The 17,777-nt window shown below is 31.0% G+C and carries 18 protein-coding genes and 1 tRNA gene; 10 read left to right on the top strand and 9 right to left on the bottom strand.

Features of this window, described 5'->3' with window-relative positions:
• Window positions 1-8: 8 nt before the first annotated feature.
• Together ATE90_RS12990 and ATE90_RS12985 are read left to right on the top strand one after the other, a co-directional pair.
• Complete coding sequence (locus ATE90_RS12990; RefSeq protein WP_036784684.1) at window positions 9-2,165, top strand: prolyl oligopeptidase family serine peptidase; 2,157 nt, start codon at window positions 9-11, stop codon at window positions 2,163-2,165.
• A 103-nt stretch (window positions 2,166-2,268) separates the two neighbouring features.
• Window positions 2,269-2,700 (top strand): hypothetical protein, encoded by a 432-nt coding sequence (locus tag ATE90_RS12985; protein ID WP_036784682.1) that lies wholly within the window; start codon window positions 2,269-2,271, stop codon window positions 2,698-2,700.
• A 75-nt stretch (window positions 2,701-2,775) separates the two neighbouring features.
• On the opposite strand, the gene ATE90_RS12980 is transcribed toward ATE90_RS12985, so the two are convergent.
• From ATE90_RS12980 to ATE90_RS12970, 3 genes are all read right to left on the bottom strand, one after another.
• A complete protein-coding gene (locus tag ATE90_RS12980; protein WP_036784680.1) occupies window positions 2,776-2,991 on the bottom strand; it encodes a hypothetical protein in 216 nt (71 codons plus the stop codon).
• Between the two features lie 334 nt (window positions 2,992-3,325).
• Window positions 3,326-3,399: transfer RNA gene (locus ATE90_RS12975), tRNA-Ile, on the bottom strand.
• A gap of 63 nt (window positions 3,400-3,462) precedes the next feature.
• Window positions 3,463-4,434, bottom strand: coding sequence for a polyprenyl synthetase family protein (locus ATE90_RS12970; RefSeq protein WP_036784678.1), 972 nt, complete (start codon window positions 4,432-4,434; stop codon window positions 3,463-3,465).
• A gap of 125 nt (window positions 4,435-4,559) precedes the next feature.
• Between ATE90_RS12970 and ATE90_RS12965 the strand changes: the two genes are divergently transcribed.
• The 5 genes from ATE90_RS12965 (at window position 4,560) to ATE90_RS12945 (ending at window position 11,826) form a co-directional block, all read left to right on the top strand.
• The gene (locus tag ATE90_RS12965) at window positions 4,560-5,159 is read left to right on the top strand and encodes a TetR/AcrR family transcriptional regulator (protein WP_036784676.1); all 600 of its coding nucleotides are present in this window, start codon (window positions 4,560-4,562) and stop codon (window positions 5,157-5,159) included.
• A gap of 6 nt (window positions 5,160-5,165) precedes the next feature.
• Window positions 5,166-6,572, top strand: a complete 1,407-nt coding sequence (locus ATE90_RS12960; protein ID WP_101451480.1) for a TolC family protein — start codon at window positions 5,166-5,168, stop codon at window positions 6,570-6,572.
• A gap of 10 nt (window positions 6,573-6,582) precedes the next feature.
• Window positions 6,583-7,755, top strand: a complete 1,173-nt coding sequence (locus tag ATE90_RS12955; protein WP_036784672.1) for an efflux RND transporter periplasmic adaptor subunit — start codon at window positions 6,583-6,585, stop codon at window positions 7,753-7,755.
• A 7-nt stretch (window positions 7,756-7,762) separates the two neighbouring features.
• Entirely contained in the window at window positions 7,763-11,272 is a 3,510-nt protein-coding gene (locus tag ATE90_RS12950; protein ID WP_036784670.1) for an efflux RND transporter permease subunit, read from the top strand.
• 74 nt (window positions 11,273-11,346) lie between these two features.
• Complete coding sequence (locus ATE90_RS12945) at window positions 11,347-11,826, top strand: regulatory protein RecX (RefSeq protein ID WP_036784668.1); 480 nt, start codon at window positions 11,347-11,349, stop codon at window positions 11,824-11,826.
• Here the strand turns inward: ATE90_RS12945 and ATE90_RS12940 are convergent.
• A complete protein-coding gene (locus tag ATE90_RS12940) occupies window positions 11,823-12,341 on the bottom strand; it encodes a nuclear transport factor 2 family protein (RefSeq protein WP_036784666.1) in 519 nt (172 codons plus the stop codon). The two genes, ATE90_RS12945 and ATE90_RS12940, sit on opposite strands and share 4 nt — an antisense overlap.
• A complete protein-coding gene (locus tag ATE90_RS12935; protein WP_143741124.1) occupies window positions 12,338-12,949 on the bottom strand; it encodes a hypothetical protein in 612 nt (203 codons plus the stop codon). The genes ATE90_RS12940 and ATE90_RS12935 overlap by 4 nt, the downstream gene beginning before the upstream one ends.
• 130 nt (window positions 12,950-13,079) lie before the next feature.
• Between ATE90_RS12935 and ATE90_RS12930 the strand changes: the two genes are divergently transcribed.
• The 3 genes from ATE90_RS12930 to ATE90_RS12920 all read left to right on the top strand — a co-directional run bounded on the left by ATE90_RS12930 (window position 13,080) and on the right by ATE90_RS12920 (window position 15,192).
• Window positions 13,080-13,691 (top strand): thioredoxin family protein, encoded by a 612-nt coding sequence (locus ATE90_RS12930; protein ID WP_036784664.1) that lies wholly within the window; start codon window positions 13,080-13,082, stop codon window positions 13,689-13,691.
• 88 nt (window positions 13,692-13,779) lie between these two features.
• Window positions 13,780-14,262, top strand: coding sequence for a hypothetical protein (locus ATE90_RS12925; protein ID WP_036784661.1), 483 nt, complete (start codon window positions 13,780-13,782; stop codon window positions 14,260-14,262).
• Between the two features lie 6 nt (window positions 14,263-14,268).
• The gene (locus tag ATE90_RS12920; protein ID WP_036784659.1) at window positions 14,269-15,192 is read left to right on the top strand and encodes an ABC transporter ATP-binding protein; all 924 of its coding nucleotides are present in this window, start codon (window positions 14,269-14,271) and stop codon (window positions 15,190-15,192) included.
• 36 nt (window positions 15,193-15,228) lie between these two features.
• On the opposite strand, the gene ATE90_RS12915 is transcribed toward ATE90_RS12920, so the two are convergent.
• The 4 genes from ATE90_RS12915 to ATE90_RS12900 are packed head-to-tail and all read right to left on the bottom strand — an operon-like array spanning window position 15,229 to window position 17,775.
• Window positions 15,229-15,678, bottom strand: a complete 450-nt coding sequence (locus ATE90_RS12915) for a 3-oxoacyl-ACP synthase (protein WP_036784657.1) — start codon at window positions 15,676-15,678, stop codon at window positions 15,229-15,231.
• Window positions 15,669-16,232, bottom strand: a complete 564-nt coding sequence (locus ATE90_RS12910) for a 4'-phosphopantetheinyl transferase family protein (RefSeq protein WP_036784655.1) — start codon at window positions 16,230-16,232, stop codon at window positions 15,669-15,671. Before ATE90_RS12910 ends, ATE90_RS12915 begins: the two co-directional genes overlap by 10 nt.
• Window positions 16,232-16,483 carry a phosphopantetheine-binding protein gene (locus ATE90_RS12905; protein ID WP_036784653.1) on the bottom strand — a complete coding sequence of 84 codons (252 nt, stop codon included), beginning with the start codon at window positions 16,481-16,483 and terminating at the stop codon, window positions 16,232-16,234. The genes ATE90_RS12910 and ATE90_RS12905 overlap by 1 nt, the downstream gene beginning before the upstream one ends.
• Before the next feature lie 5 nt (window positions 16,484-16,488).
• Window positions 16,489-17,775: a beta-ketoacyl-[acyl-carrier-protein] synthase family protein gene (locus tag ATE90_RS12900; protein WP_036784650.1), complete on the bottom strand. Its 1,287-nt coding sequence runs from the start codon at window positions 17,773-17,775 to the stop codon at window positions 16,489-16,491.
• Window positions 17,776-17,777: the final 2 nt, after the last annotated feature.

Genomic DNA, 17,777 nt, shown 5'->3' with positions numbered 1-17,777 from the left:
TAGAACTTATGAAGAATAAATTAATCATTCCCATATTGTTTGCAAGTGCAATTTTTGTTTCTTGCAAAGAAGAAGTTAAACAAAGAAATATAGAGGTGAACTACCCAGAAACAATTAAAAAGGCCATTATAGACACTATTTTTGATACAAAAGTAGTTGATAATTACAGATGGTTAGAAGATGATCGAAGCAAGGAAACAGAAGCTTGGGTAAAAGCAGAAAATGCGGTTACTTTTAATTATTTAAATAAAATTCCGTATCGAGAACAACTTAAATCTCGGTTAACAGCATTATGGAATTACGAAAAAGTAGGAACCCCTTTTAAAGAAGGTGATTACGTCTATTTTTATAAAAATAATGGTTTACAAAATCAATACGTAGTGTATAGAAAAAAAGACGACAAAGAAGAGGTTTTTTTAGATCCCAATACTTTTTCAGAAGACGCTACAACTTCTTTAGGTGCTTTAAGTTTTTCTAAAGATGGAAAAACGGTTGCATATTCTATTTCTGAAGGTGGTTCTGATTGGCGTAAAATAATTATTATGGATACTGACTCTAAAATAATTAAAGAAGACACGATTGTTGATGTAAAATTCTCTGGAATTTCTTGGTATAAAAACGAAGGTTTCTATTATTCTAGTTATGATAAACCGAAAGGAAGTGAGCTTTCTGCAAAAACAGATCAGCACAAATTATATTATCATAAATTAGGAACCTCACAAAAAAATGATGTCGTTATATTTGGAGAAAAAGCTTCTGAAAAATACCGGTATGTGAGTGGTTACTTAACTGAAGATCATACCTATTTAATTATTTCGGCTTCCACATCAACCTCTGGGAACAAATTATTTATAAAAGATTTATCTGCAGAAAATTCTGAGTTAATAACGGTTATCGATAATTTTGATAGTGATACTTCTGTGATAGAAAATAACCAAAGTAAGTTATACTTGGTCACTAATTTAAATGCCGCCAATAAAAAAGTTGTCACCGTAGATGCAAAAAACCCATCGCAAGAGCATTGGAAAGATTTTATTCCAGAAACAGAAAATGTTTTAAACTTAACTTCTGGTGCAGGTTATTTCTTCGCAGAATATATGGTAGATGCCGTTTCTAAAGTGATACAATATGACTTTGACGGAAATTTAATTCGAGAAATAAAACTACCTGGAGTGGGTTCTGCGGGTGGTTTTAGCGGCAAAAAAGAGGCAGCCGAATTATATTTTTCTTTTACCAATTACAACACGCCAAACTCCTCTTATAAATTTAATCCAAAAGAAGGTACATATACGTCTTACTGGAAACCGTCCATCGATTTTAATGCTGACCATTATGAAAGTCATCAAGTGTTTTACATCTCAAAAGACGGAACCAAAGTTCCTATGATTATCACTCATAAAAAAGGCCTAGAATTGAATGGTAAAAACCCAACGGTTTTATACGGTTACGGAGGTTTTAACATCAGCTTAACGCCAAGTTTTAGTATTGCAAATGCCGTTTGGATGGAGCAAGGAGGTATTTATGCTGTTCCTAATTTAAGAGGCGGTGGCGAATATGGTAAAAAATGGCACGATGCCGGAACGCAACTAAAAAAACAAAATGTATTTGATGATTTTATTGCTGCTGCAGAATATTTAATTGCCGAAAAATATACTTCATCAGAATATTTAGCAATTCGTGGAGGTTCAAATGGAGGATTATTAGTAGGGGCAACCATGACACAAAGACCAGAATTAATGAAAGTTGCGCTACCCGCGGTTGGCGTTTTAGACATGTTGCGTTATCACACATTTACTGCGGGTGCAGGATGGGCTTATGATTACGGAACAGCAGAACAAAGCAAAGAAATGTTTAACTATTTAAAGGGATATTCTCCTGTACATAATGTAAAAGAGGGAACATCTTATCCTGCCACATTAGTTACCACCGGAGATCATGATGATCGAGTTGTACCAGCACACAGTTTTAAATTTGCTGCAGAATTACAAGAAAAACAAGCTGGAGAAAGTCCTGTTTTAATTAGAATAGAAACCAATGCTGGTCATGGAGCAGGCACACCTGTTACAAAAACTATCGAACAATATGCCGATATTTTCGGATTTACTTTGTTTAATATGGGATTTGACCAATTAACAAATCCACCAAAAAATAAAATTAAAAGTTAATACCTTTACTTATTATATTTATTTAATGGGACGAAAGTATCATCTTTAAAAAAATTCACAACAACCTTAACTAAAAATCAATAAAGGAAAATATAATACACAAATGAAATTTAAAATCCCATTTCTAATATTTATTACTTTCATTGTGATAAACTGCGACAATGATAACAACAACTTAAGAAATTCTTTGGAGAATTCTGATAGAATTCGAGTAGAGGACGATTTATTTTCAAATGCACCTAATGATGACTTCGAAATAATTATGGCCTCAATAGCTGATAACAATCTAAATATAACCATTGGATATGGAGGCGGATGCGGCACTATATATTATGATTTAGTAACTGGGACTGATTATTTGGAAACCAATCCTACTCAGAAAAATATTAGGTTGGCATTTGATGATAAAGATAATTGTGAAGCTGGAATAGAACTTAAACTATCATTTAATTTAACGCAAATACAGATTTCAAGCACCAATAGAATAATTATTAACCTTAATAAATGGGAAGACCCAATTGAGTATAATTACTAAGATTGTTTGTTTCAAGAATATCTTGAAAAGAAACTTTCAATTTAAAACCTGGACTGACAAAGTTGTAACTAACAATTATTTAGGTTCGGATTTATTTCCGAGATAGCGGTAATAAGATTGTCTGCATTCTCCATTACAAAACCTATGTCCTATCGCTATTGGGTTTTTACATTTTTTACAACAATTAATGCCGCTATGAATTAATAAATCAATTACTTGCTTTAGTGCTGCTTTAACATCTATTCTATTTTGATTTGTTTCTTCTAGAATTTTTAATAAATCGTCTTTCATAGGCGCTAACCTAAATAAATTTACAATTCTAAATGAGCGGAATCCCGCAGTTTAAATTGCGGGATTCCGCAGAATTACAGTCTACAAAAAATTTATTTTTATAGAACAAATAAATCAAATGTTTCTCAAATCTTCTACCAGCTTTAAGAAAAAAAGTTGGGGTATTGGCTTAAATCACTAGACATTAAAAGCCTTGTGAATAGCCTATAAGAGAGAATTATACTTTTTCAAAAAAAACAGAAAGGGAATTACATTTATAAGAGATAAAATGCAAATTTTATGTAAATAAAAAAAGGACCTGAAGCTGAAATGCTGCAAACCCTTTGTTTTAATGTGGTCCCACGAGGACTCGAACCTCGGACCACCTGATTATGAGTCAGGTGCTCTAACCAACTGAGCTATAGGACCTATAATTTAGGGTGCAAATGTAACATTAATTTTAAATTATTTGCAAATAAAATTAAATAATAATTACACGGTTCTATTCATTAGCCACAAACCAAAGTTCTTAAGGTTTTCTTTGTTTTCTTGGCTAATAGACATTTTTGATAAGGTATTAAATGCCTTTTCTGTATAATTTTCTATTTTATCTTTGATTAAAACGGGCATATCATTTAACTCGAAAATTCGAGTTACTTCTGCAATTTTAATAGAATTATCTTCTAATTTCTGCTGATAAAAAAACAACAGTTTTTGTTTATCTTCTTTATTAGCCACTTCTAATGCTTTGAGGTATAGATATGTTTTTTTATTCTCAATAATATCACCTCCTATTTGCTTTCCAAAAGTTGCTGCATCTCCAAAAGTATCTAAATAATCATCTTGTAACTGAAAAGCCAAGCCTAAATTCAATCCAAAATCATAAATTAAATTAGCATCTAGTTCATTTGTTTCTGCTACAATTGCACCCATTTTTAATGCAGCAGCAACCAAAACTGATGTTTTTAAACGAATCATATTTATATATTCATCAATAGTAACATCTTTTCTTGTTTCAAAATCAACATCTAATTGCTGTCCATCACAAACCTCTAATGCAGTTTTACTAAATAACTTTGCTAATTTCTGAAAAATTATAGGCTCATAATTTTCAAAATATTGATATGCTAAAATAAGCATTGCATCACCAGAGAGTATTCCTGTGCTAATATCCCATTTTTCATGAACGGTTGCTTTTCCTCTTCTAAGAGGCGCATCATCCATAATATCGTCATGTACCAAAGTAAAATTATGAAATACCTCGACTGCCAAAGCTGCGGGTAGTGCTTTTTTATAATTAGAAGAAAAAATATCTGCAGCCATTAAGGTTAAAATAGGGCGCATTCTTTTACCGCCTAAATGCAAAATATAATCTATTGGCTCGTATAAATTTTTAGGATCTTTAATCCATTTTTTAGATTGTAAGTAGTTTAAAAATTCTTGTTGATAATGTAAAATGTCCAAGTCTAAAGTTTTTTGTAAAAATACTGTAAAGAAATTTCTTTTTAATCTAAATGTTAAAAAATCATTAAAACTATGGAAACTATTTTTGTACTCACAGTTTCCATGGCTATATTTGCATCTAATTTATGAGAAACAAAATATTAGAAAAATCAAATGAACTATTCTTAAACCTTGGCTTTAAGAGTGTTACAATGGATGAAATTGCAAGTTCTCTTGGTGTTTCTAAAAAGACGCTTTACAAGTATTTTAGCAATAAAACGGCTTTAATTGATGCAGTTACCGAATATATGTTTAACACTATTTGTTGTAGTATAGATACTATATGTGCTCAAGAATTAAACCCGATTGACGAATTGTTTCATATTAAACGTGTGGTAACAGAACATTTAAAGGACGAAAAATCATCACCTTTATATCAACTTCAAAAATATTATCCAGAAATATATACCTCTTTAAAACAAAAACAACTTCTAATAATGCGAACCACTATTCAGGATAATTTAGAAAGAGGGGTACAATTGGGCTTATTTAGAAGCTCTATTGATGTTGATTTTATTAGTAGAATTTATTTTAGTGGAATACTTGGTATTAAAGATCAACAGATATTTCCATTAAAAAAATATTCTATGAATACGTTAACCAGTCTTTATTTAGAATACCATTTAAGAGGAATTATTACAGACAAAGGAGTTAAAATACTAGAAAATCAATTAAAACTGAAATAAAACAGAATGAAAAAATTAATTTTAATATGCTTAAGTACTTGTTTTTTCTTAGCAACCAGCGCACAAGAAAAAACGATGCAACTATCTCTACAAGAAGCTATTAATTTTGCTCTTAAAAATAGTTACAATGCAAAAGCAGCAAAAAACGACATTAAATCTGCTAAAGAAATTGTTTGGGAAACAACGGCTATTGGTTTACCGCAGATCAATGCAAAAGTAGATTACCAAAACTTTTTAAAACAACCCGTTTCTTTATTACCCGCTGCTGCATTTGATAACAGAGAGTCCGTAGTAGAAACTGTAGAAGATTTCTTTGATATTACGAGACAAACCAGTCCAGAAGCCCCTGATGGGTTTATACCTGTCGTTTTTGGCACAAAACAAAACTTGAATGCCTCCGTTACTTTAACGCAATTAATCTTTGATGGGTCTTACTTAGTAGGCTTGCAAGCTTCAAGAACATTTTTAAAAGTTTCTAAACAAGCCAATGAAAAAACAGCTCTTCTTACAAGAGAGGCTGTTGTTAATGCATACGGAAATGTATTAGTGACCGAAAACAGTATTTCTATTTTAGAAAGTAACATTAAAATTCTTCAAAAAAATTATGAAGATGCTAAAAAAATATATGAAAACGGATTTAATGAAGAAGAAGACGTAGAGCAATTAGAAATTACTTTAGGGAATATAAAAAGTCAGCTGAATAGTGTCAAAAGGATGAAAGACATCGCTTATCAAATGTTAAACCTTTCTTTAGGAAGTCCTATAAACACAAAACTAATTTTAACTGATTCTTTAGATGGTTTAGCAGAAAATAATATCAATTTAGATTTAATTAATTCAGAATTTAACTTCTCTAATCACATAGATTTTAAAATTTCTGAGAATGACAGAGAAACAAAAAGATTAATGATGAAGTTAGAACAAAGCAAAGCTTTACCAAGTTTAAGTGCCTTTGTTAATTACGGTAGACAAGCATTTTCAGATTCTTTTTCATTTTTCAATAATAATCAGCAATGGTTCGGCTCCTCTCTTTTAGGTGTAAGTTTAAATATTCCTGTTTTTAGCAGTTTCTCACGAAAATCTAAAACAGCACAAGCAAAAATTGCATTAGAAAATTCTGATATTCGATTAAAAGAGACAAAGCAACGTTTAAGTTTAATGGCAGAAAAAGCAAAAAGTGAATATCAACTAAGTATAGAAAATTATAACACTTCAAAGAGAAATGTTGGTTTAGCAGAAAGAATAGAGAAGAAACAACGTATTAAATTCTTTGAAGGAATATCGTCTAGTTTCGATTTGTTACAAGCACAAAACCAATTATACAATCAACAACAAACCTACATACAATCTATGTTGGATGTAATTGCTAAAAAAGCAACATTAGAAAACGCATTAAACTTACCAATTAAATAATTATCAGGCAATGAGAAAAGTATATTCATTATTAATAATAACAGTTTTTTTAATCTCTTGTGGGGAGAAAAAAATAATCTCTATAGAGAGTTTAGTTTCTTCAGGAACTTTAACCGAGCTAAAAGAAAAAAAGAAAGAAATAGCATCTAATTTAGAGACTATAAATAAAGATTTAGAAGCTATAAATAGAGCAATTTCTAAAAAAGATACGGTTAAAAAACTTCCTTTAATAACAACTTTTACTACAAAAACCGAAGTTTTTAACCACTATTTAGAAATACAAGGAAACGTTAAAACAAAACAGAATATTTTGGTGTATCCAGAAATACCTGGAATTTTACGAAAAATATTAGTAAAAGAAGGTCAAAGGGTTTCTAAAGGACAATTGCTAGCAGTGATTGATGATGGTGGATTAAGCAATCAGGTTGCACAATTAGAGGCAACGACGCAATTAGCAAAAACAACTTTCGAGCGTCAAAAGCGTTTGTGGGAAGAAAAAATTGGTTCTGAAATTCAGTTTTTACAAACAAAAACAAATTACGAGGCTCAAAGAAACTCTCTACAACAACTAAAAAGTCAGCAATCGAAAGCATCGATAAGGGCACCTTTTTCTGGAGTGATTGATGATGTTTTAAAAGAACCAGGAACCGTTATCGCTCCAGGTCAAGGCTCTGAAGTTTTTAGAATTGTGAATCTCAAAAACATGTATGTTGAAGCTGAAGTGCCTGAAAAATACATTGCTAGCATCACTAAAAATAAAGAGGTTAAAGTAGCATTTCCTGTTTTAGGAGAAACACTCATTAGTCAAATAAAACAAGTAGGTAGTTTTATCAATCCTAATAATAGGTCATTTAAAATTGAAGTTAGCGTTGCAAATAAAAGTGGAAATGTAAAACCAAACTTGACGGCAAAACTTCAAATTAATGACTATACAAAAATGAAAGCTATATTAATTCCGCAAAGCATAATTTCAGAAAACGCAAAAGGAGAGCAATTTATTTATGTTCTAAAGGATAAAAAACCGAACAATGAAGCTGTTGCAGCAAGACTAATTATTGAAACAGGAAAAACACAAGGAGACATGATTGAAGTTACTAAAAATCTTTCCGAAAATGCAGAGGTTATCATGGAAGGTGCAAGAAGCGTAAATAATGGTCAAGTTGTAAAAGTGATTAATAAATAGTAAAAAAATGGCTAAAAAAAACAAACAAGTAGATAAAGAATTTAAACTTTCTTCTTGGGCAATAAATAATAAAACTACTATTTATGTTCTGATGTTTCTGATTCTTTATTTAGGAATTTCCGCGTATTTTACAATGCCTAGAGAAAATTTTCCTGAAATAAATGAAACTAAGATTTACATCAGTTCTGTATACCCGGGAAATACTGCAGAAGATATTGAAAAACTAATTACCAACCCTTTAGAGGACAAGCTAAAATCTATTAGTAATGTTGTAAAGATTACCTCAACCTCTCAAGAAGATTACTCTATAATTACCGTAGAATTTGATGAAAAAATTGCTGGAGACAAAGCAAAACAGAAAGTAAAAGATGAAATAGACGAAGAGACTGCCGGCGAAGATTGGCCAACATTTAACGGTGCAAAGGTAACCCCAAATGTTTTCGAACTGAGCATTTCTGAAGAAGTGCCAATTCTAAACATTAATATTTCTGGTAACTATCCGGTTGCAAAATTGAAAGAATTTGGAGAAATCTTACAAAATGAAATTGAAGATTTAGCAGAAATTAAGAAAGTAGATATTCGTGGAGCACAAGATAAAGAAGTAGAAGTTGCTGTAGATATTTTCAAAATGATGGCAGCAAAAGTTAGTTTCGATGATATTACAAATGCTATCAATCGTGGAAATGTAACCATGTCTGCTGGTAACTTTATTACAAGTCAGCAAAGAAGAACAATCCGAATTATTGGTGAAATAGAGACACCATCAGATTTAGGGGATTTTGTTATTAAAGCAGAAAAGGGAAACCCAATTTATTTAAAAGATGTTGCAGAAATTTTCTTTAAAGATAAAGATAAAACAACATACGCCAGAGAAAATGGTGATGCTGTTGTTATGTTAGATGTAAAGAAGAGATCTGGTGAAAATATGGTTGCTGCCGCAGATAAAATTGGCAAGATTGTAAAAGAAACTAAAAAGAATACTTTCCCTTCAGATTTAAAAGTAACGATTGCAAATGATCAATCTCCTAAAACAATTGGTCAAGTAGATGATCTGGTAAACAATATTATTTTCGGAGTCATTTTAGTAGTGATTGTTTTAATGTTTTTCCTCGGATTTAAAAATGCAATTTTTGTTGGTTTCGCCATTCCAATGTCAATGTTTATGTCTTTAATGATTTTGGGTGCATTAGGTTACACTTTAAATACCATGGTTCTTTTTGGTTTAATTATGGGACTTGGGATGCTCGTTGATAATGGAATTGTAGTAGTTGAAAACGTATATCGTTTAATGGATGAAGAAGGAATGACTAGAATTGAAGCTGCTAAAAAAGGAATTGGAGAAATTGCATTCCCTATTATTATTTCAACAGCAACAACGGTAGCAGCATTTATTCCATTAGGTCTTTGGCCAGGAATTATGGGCCAGTTTATGGTAATTTTACCAATTACGTTGTCTATTGTTTTAGGCTCTTCTTTATTCGTTGCTATCTTCTTTAACTCGGTATTGGTTTCTCAGTTTATGAGTATTGAGGATAACGATATGCCACTTAAAAACATTATCAAGTTAACTAGTATTATGTTAGTTATTGGTTTGTTAATTTTCTTCTTTGGTGGCGAATATAATGCTCTAGGAAGCTTAATTATATTCACCGCAATTATGTTTTGGGTGTACAGATTAATTTTGAGAAAAGCAGCAAATTATTTCCAAAAAAATACTTTAGTGTCATTAGAAAACTGGTATGGAAAACAACTAAAAAAAGCTCTATCTGGCCGAACACCTTACGTTTTAGTTACGGGAACCTTTATTTTATTATTTTTTGCTTTTGCTGGTTTTGGATGGTCTATCGGAGAGCAAAGAACTAAAATTGAGTTTTTTCCGGACAACAAACCTAATCAGATTATTGTATATATCGAGTATCCTCAGGGAACAGATATTGAGAAAACAAATCAAATAACCAAAGAGATAGAACAAAAAGTAGATGGTGTTTTAAATCAAAAAATGTACACAGATAATGGGTATAATTTCATGGTAGAAAGTACTGTTTCTCAAGTTGGTGAAGGCGCTGGGAATCCACAAACAGATGGCGGTTCTTCTGCAGAAATGCCTCACAAAGGAAAAATTACTGCTTCCATGCGCGAGTATAAATATAGACGAGGAGAAGACAGTGAAGTTTTACGCCAAAAAGTTCAAGCGGCTTTGGTTGGTATTTATCCAGGAGTTTTAATTTCAGTTGAAAAAGATGCAAATGGGCCACCAGCAGGATCGCCAATCAACATCGAATTAAATGGTGAAAATTATGAAGAATTAATTTTTACAGCAGAGAGAATGCGTGATTATTTGAATACGCAAAGTATTTCCGGAGTTGATGAATTAAAGATCGATGTAAATAAATCGAAACCTGGAATGCAAGTTTTAGTTGATAGAAAAAAAGCGGGAGAATTAGGTGTTAGCACGGGGCAAGTTGGACAACAATTAAGAGCCTCTATTTTTGGAAATAAAGCTGGAGTATATAAAGAAAACGGTGAAGATTATGATATTTATGTCCGATTTAATAAAGAGGATCGATACAATAAGAGTGCTGTTTTCAATCAAAAAATAACGTTTAGAGATCAAGCTTCTGGTAAAATTAAAGAAATTCCCGTTTCTGCAGTTGCTTCTCAAACTAACAGCTCTAGTTTTAGTGCTATAAAACACAAAAACGTGAAAAGAGTTGTGACTGTTTATTCTGCCCTTTCACCAGGAGAAACAGATGCTGGTGCAGTTGTCGCTAGAATTCAAAATTCAATGAAAAGTTTTAAAGATTTACCGAAAGGAATTAAAATTGATTATACAGGTCAAATTGAAGAGCAAAATAAACAAATGACTTTCTTAATGGGTGCTTTCTTTACTGGTTTACTATTGATTTTCTTTATCCTGATTTTCCAATTTAATTCCGTTTCAAAACCAGGGATTATTATGTTGGCCATATTTTTAAGTTTCATTGGGGTTTTTGGTGGGTTAGTAATTACAGGTGCACCATTTGTAATTATGATGACCATGGTTGGTATTATTTCTCTAGCCGGAATTGTAGTAAATAACGGAGTAGTATTGCTAGATTATGCACAGCTATTAATTGACAGAAGAAAAATACAAGACGGTATTTCTGATGCTGACTATTTACCGCTAGAAAGCTTATTTGAAACGGTTGTAAAGGCGGGAAAAGCTCGTTTACGGCCGGTTTTATTGACAGCAATTACCACTATTTTAGGATTAATTCCATTAGCAATTGGTTTAAATGTTAACTTCTTTACCCTGTTTAGTGATTTTGATGCCAATATTTACATGGGAGGAGATAACGTTGTGTTTTGGGGCCCGTTAGCAAAGACAGTTATTTATGGTTTGTTCATTGCCACGTTCCTAACGCTAATTGTAGTTCCAATTTTATTCTTTTTAATTACGAAGTTAAAAATGAGAGTTAAAGGACAATTAAAAACTAATGATCGACTTTCTTTGAAATTGGATGAACAAATTCAGTAAGCAAAACAAATTAAGTCTATAATAAAAAGGGTTGAAATCTTAATAATTTCAACCCTTTTTGTATTTTCGAAATAATGTTTAAAAAAGAGAAAAAATACTTTACAGTTGATGAAATAAAGCGAAAGCTAGAACATTACTGCGCTTATCAAGATCGATGTCACAAAGAAGTGGAGCAAAAAATGTGGGAATTTAATTTAATTCCAGAAGCTAAAGAACTCATCTTATTAAGTTTAATGAAAGATGATTTTTTAAATGAAGAACGCTTTTCTAAAAGTTATGCTCGCGGAAAATTCAGAATAAAAAACTGGGGAAAACAACGGATTGTTAGAGAATTAAAATTTAGAGATATTTCTGCTTACAATATCAAAACAGCTCTTAAAGAAATTGATGAAACAGAATACTTAAAAACATTATACAGCATTACCGAAAACAGAAATGAAGTGATTTCTGAGCCAAATGTTTACAAGAGAAAGAAAAAATTAATAGATTTTTTAATGAGAAAAGGTTTTGAAAATGATTTAATTTTCAAAACTGTAAATGAGATTCTTTCTTAATTAAACTTCTTTAAAAATATAGAATCATTTTTTTTCTTAATCGTAATCACCCTATTAATATCCTCATTTGGTATTGAAACTGATAAAACATAATGTTTAATTTTCCAGCTATTTTCTATTTTTTCTAAAACACCTGAACCTCTGCAAGTTCCCATCCAAGTCCTTAAAAGTTCATCAAACCAAACAAATTCCCCAGAAGAATTTACATAGATATTGCGTTCTAAAGTTTCAAAATCCCATGCTTTTCCTTTATCAAAATAAGGTTTACTAAAAGCTTGAAATTTGTTTTTATTCCAGTTTTCTGAAGCATCCGTCCCTATAAATACAGAAACACTATCCATTAAACCAAAATAACCTTCAAAATTAGCTTCTGCGGCAGCTTTATGCCAACTATTTACTATTTTATTTGTTTCTTTTTTTATTGAATCGAGTTCTAAATTAGAAATTTGTTTTGATTCATTTTGACATGAAACAGAAATTAAAACTATCAATAATAATACTATTATATTTTTCATTTTAGTCTTTTTACTAATTGATTTTGTAAGTTCTCTTTTAATTTTAAATTAATGGCTTTTTTAGAAATACTATCAATTTTTGTGGAATCTAAACCAATAAAATTTACATCGACATCAATTGCGTCTTCAAAACGTTTTTTTGACAAAATTGTATTCACTTTAGAATTTACTCCAGAAAAAGCGCTAATAATTTTCTCTGTTTGTAAATTCACTTCTGCGGCATTAATTGCAGGAATAAATGTCATATCTGACAGTCTTAAAGTTTCATTATGTAAAATATGAACCCTTACAATAAAAGAAGGCACATCAAATAATACTGGTTTTACGCTATCTTTTAAAGACTTTACCAAACCTTCTAATTCAAGAGCATTGCTTAAAACCTCATTTGGTGAAACTTTTTTAAACCTTAATAAAAAATTATCAACTGCTTTTAATTCTGCCCAATCTTCCACCTCTTTTAGAAATAGTGTATCTACTTTTTCGGCAACACCATATTCTTTAACAACACTTAAAAGGGGTTTTACATCTTGTTTCTGCAGATTCTGTTTTTTCTTTCCATTACAAGAAAAAAAGACAACAAACATTAAAAAAAATAAAAAATATTTCAAATTGTAAAAAATTAATCTTGTAAAAATACGTAATTTAATGGGTAGAATAAATTTTAGAATTAGTTAAAAATAATACCGTGTAAGTTTTATTTTTTTTCCCGTCTAATTTAGAGATTTTAGTTTAAAAGTTATGAAGAAAATCGTTGAAAAAAGTTTAGAAAATGCTATTTCTTACAAAGAATATAAAGATTTAGTAAAAAATTTATTAGCAGAAAATAAATCTACAGGACCAAATCAATCGGAAGATTTAACAAACTATAGTTTGTTAAACGATAGAAGGATGAAACGTTTAGATAAAACGATTAAAATTGCTGAGGAAATTATTGAAGAAATTCAAAAAGTAAAAGAGCCCCAAACTTGGTTAGTTATTACTGAAGGTTGGTGCGGAGATGCGGCTCAGAATTTACCCGTAATCAATAAAATGGCTGAGTTAAATGATCAGATTGATTTAAAATTGGTTTTACGTGATGAAAACTTAGCGTTAATGAATTTATTTTTAACAAATGGTGGTAGCGCAATCCCTAAATTAATTGTTTTAGATAAAGAGAGTAATGTCATAAATACTTGGGGGCCAAGACCAACTGTGGCAACAAATATGGTAGCAGCCTATAAAGCTGAACACGGAAGTTTAGATGCTGATTTTAAGCAAGATTTACAAGTTTGGTATAATAAAAATAAAGGGAAAAGCACCCAGGAAGATTTTGTGAATTTACTTAAAAACACGTTGGCAAAAGAGTTGTGAAATTTTAAAAATACTTTTTAAAACTGCAAATTTGATTTCAAGTTTGCGGTTTTTCTTTCTGTATATTTGCACAACTAAAAGTTGTAATATGTTTGTAGATTATACATCAATTTCTAATGATGCTAAAGTTTGGGTTTATCCTTCTGATAGAAAATTTTACTCCACAGAAATTGATGAAATAGAAAAGAAAATAAAAAAATTTGCAGAAAACTGGAAATTAGAGGATGAAAACTTCAAAGTTTCTTACCGCTTTTTATACAATAGATTCATCATTTTAGTTGCAGATGATTCGGAAACAACTTTAACAAATGCAGATATTGATACTTCTGTTTCTTTTATTTTACAACTTCAAGAAACGTACAAAGTTAATCTTTTAGACAAAATGAACGTTTGCTTTAAACAGGGTGAATATGTACAATACAAAGAATTAAAAGACTTTAAGAAGCTAGTTAAAAACAAAGCTGTTACTGCAAAAACCATCATTTTTGACAATTTGATAAACAACAAAGAAGACTTAGAAAATTACTGGGAAATTGCCATTGAAGATAGTTGGTATAACCGTTACTTATAAACATCTATGCTTGTCGTAAACAACATCTCTTTTGGGTACTCAAAAAATAAAATTGTTTTAAAAAAGTTTAGCTTCACCTTAAAAGAAGGAGAACATCTTTGTGTAATGGGTGAAAGTGGTTGCGGAAAATCTACTCTTTTAAAAGCAATTTATGGTTTATTAAATTTAAACAGTGGGAATATCTTTTGGAAAGAAAATGAAGTTTTAGGCCCTAAATTTCATTTGGTTCCAGGAATGAATTTCTTTAAATATGTTGCACAAGATTTTGATTTGATGCCTTACATTTCTGTCTCTGAAAATATAAAAAAATTCTTATCTCGTTTTTATCCTGAAGAAAGTGAAAAACGTACGCAAGAATTGCTAGAAGTAATAGAAATGAAAGCTTTTGAAAATACCAAAGTAAAAAACTTAAGTGGTGGTCAAAAACAAAGAGTCGCGATTGCTAGGGCCTTAGCAAAAGAGCCTGAATTATTATTATTAGATGAACCTTTTGGACAAATAGACAACTTTAAAAAAAACTCTTTACGAAGAAATTTATTTTCCTATTTAAAAAATAAAAACATTACCTGTATTGTTGCTACTCATGATAAAAATGATGCACTTTCCTTTGCTGATAAATTAATCATTATCAGAAACAATAAAATACTTGTGAATAACCATCCTTTAGAGATCTATAAAGATCCAAAAGAAAAATATGTTGCCGCTCTATTTGATGACGTTAATGAAGTTACTGTTGGTCGTCAAAGTGTTTTACGATATCCACATCAAATAAAAATAGTTGAAAAATCTGAAAAAAAAGCAACCGTTATAAATTCATATTTTAAAGGTTCTTACTGGTTGATTGAAGCTGAATTTGAAAATCAAAAAGTGTTTCTAAATTATTTCTCAAAGATAAAAACTGGTAAAAAAATTTGTTTGCTCATTGAGTAAAACTGGTAATATAATTTCGCAATAAGAAAAGTTGTCTTAAAAAATTTTTAAAATATTCTGGTCCACACCGTTAAAAGAAATCAGTTCATTTTCACTTTTTCCTAACAGTAGTTTTCCTATTGGTGAAGAAACGGAAACTGCAAAATATTTTTGACGATCAACTATTATTTGTCCAGCAGAAATACTCAAAAAATAATTGGCTTTCTCTGTAAAAATAAGACTCCCTAAATGTGCCTTTTTTGATTCTTCTGAGAAGTCAATTTTAGATAAAATTTCATTCATTTGAGAAATACCTTCTAACTGTTGACTGGCTTTTTCCATTTCTAACTGCAACATTGCTCTTCCCGTTTCGTGCTTATCTCCTGCCGAACTCTTCGTTTCTGAATGCAATGCTTTTTGGTTAGATGAAATGATTTCTTCAACTGTTTGTGCACGCTTATTCACAAACGATTTACAATGTTTAAAAAGTTCATGTTTTATGTCCATTGGTTTTTTAAAATTACAAACCCTCCAAAATTTCCGTGATGAGATGTTGAAAGAGAAACAGGGATTTTTCTTTGTTGATTATATAAGAACGGAATTCCAAATTTATCTTTTTGAACAGTATCTGCTCCAGAAAAAAAGGCTAGTATACTATTGTTTAAAAATGTTGTTTGATCGGTTTTATGATCAAAGGTGATGAAGCTAAAATCAAAACTAACTTCTTTCCTTTCCGACGCAATTGTATGTATATAGTTTTCTGTAATTATTGTCGTTGAAAAGTAAACTTCTCGATCAATTGAAATATATCCTAAAGTTTTTGAAATCATTTTACAAATGAATTTTTTAGGCGCAAAAAATCGTTTTTTATACCGTTGAGTATAACATTTATAAGCAGCCTCCTTCATGCTCCAAAACAACCAAACTTGAGAAAATGGATCATTAGAGTTCAAGATAGTTTTTTGCTCTTCTTCAGTAAACTGTTTTTCTAAAAATCCTTTACGTTGCCAATTACTTTGATTTTTTGCTAATTTTAGATCAACAATATCATTACCAATCATTACGCTGACAACTTTTGTTCTATAATTTCTATAGCCGCTTTTACAGAAAGCATTTTCTCCATAGAATCATTATCTATTTCTATATTAAATTCATCTTCTACATCTAAAACAACATCTACCAAATTAGCTGAATTTATTTTTAAATCACTAATAAAATCTGTTTCCTCTGTTAAGTTTTTAAAAGCTTCTTCTTCTTGAATATAGGGTTTTACAATCGCTTTTAATTTTATAATTAATTCTTCCTTTATCATTTTTTCTAAATATATTTTTTAAAGATAACACAAGCATTTACATCACCAAAACCAAAACTTGCTTTTGCAACAATATGAATATCTTTTTCTATCATTTTCATCGGAATCTTTTGAGCGTCGATCAATTCAGATATTTCAGAATGAATGTCTTCACAATTAATATTTGGAAATATAAACTGTTCTTTAATCTGCAAAACAGAAGCGACAGATTCAATAGCTCCTGCACCTGCCAAACAATGACCAACCATTGACTTTAAGGAATTTATATAAGGAAAATCCGATCCTTTTCTTTGTAGCGCATTACTCCAGTTTTCTATTTCTAAGGCATCTTTTGATGTAGCGGTTAAATGACCGTTTATCACATCTATTTCTGTTGAAGATATTCCTGAGTCGAGCAATGCATCTGTAATGCATTTCTGAACAGCTTCTGAATTTGGGGCCGTTAACGTTCCGCCTTTTCTTTGTCCCCCAGAATTGATATTTCCTCCTAAAACTTCTGCATAAATAGTGGCTTTTCTTTCTAAAGCACTTTCTAAAGACTCTAAGACTAGAGCTCCTGCCCCACTTCCGGGTACAAATCCTGATGCTGTTTCGCTCATAGGCCTAGAACCTTTCTCAGGAGTTTCATTGTGCTTATACGTCGTTACCCGCATCGCATCAAAACCACCCCAAGTGTATAAACTACTGTCACTAGAGCTACCCACTAACATTCGTTTCGCTTTCCCATTTTTTATGCGTTCAAAACCCAATAATAACGCTTCTGTTCCGGTTGTACAGGCTGATGAATTTGTAGTCACCTGATTGCCAAAACCTAAAATTCCGCCTAAATAGGCTGAAATCCCACTAGCCATGGTTTGCACGACAGATGTACTTCCTAAGCGCCTCACTTTTTGCTCATCAATTTTATAGATCGATTCTCTAAACTTCTCGATTCCTGAGGTTCCTGTACCAAAAATTAATCCTGAATCGTAATCTAAAATTGAGTTTTCATCTATTGAAAAACCAGCATCTTTCCAGGCATCAATCCCAGCCATACAGCCATATAAAATACTGGTACTATTAAAACCTCTTAACTGCAAAGGTGTTAAATATTCTAACTTTTTTTCTTCTGACACTTCCGGAATTCCACCAATACAGCAGGAAAAACCTTTGTCTTTTAATTCTTGATGAAACGAAATTCCAGAGGTTCCAGATTTTATGGCTTTTGTAAACGCTTCTATACCAACTCCATTCGGAGCGACAACTCCTAAACCCGAAATAACAACTCTATTTTTCTTTTGCGCTGAATTCATTT

The sequence above is a fragment of the Polaribacter sp. Hel1_33_96 genome (genome assembly GCF_002846595.1).
GTDB lineage: Bacteria > Bacteroidota > Bacteroidia > Flavobacteriales > Flavobacteriaceae > Polaribacter.
Note: the sequence above shows the minus strand (reverse complement) of the source record. Positions and strands in the feature narration are given on the sequence as shown.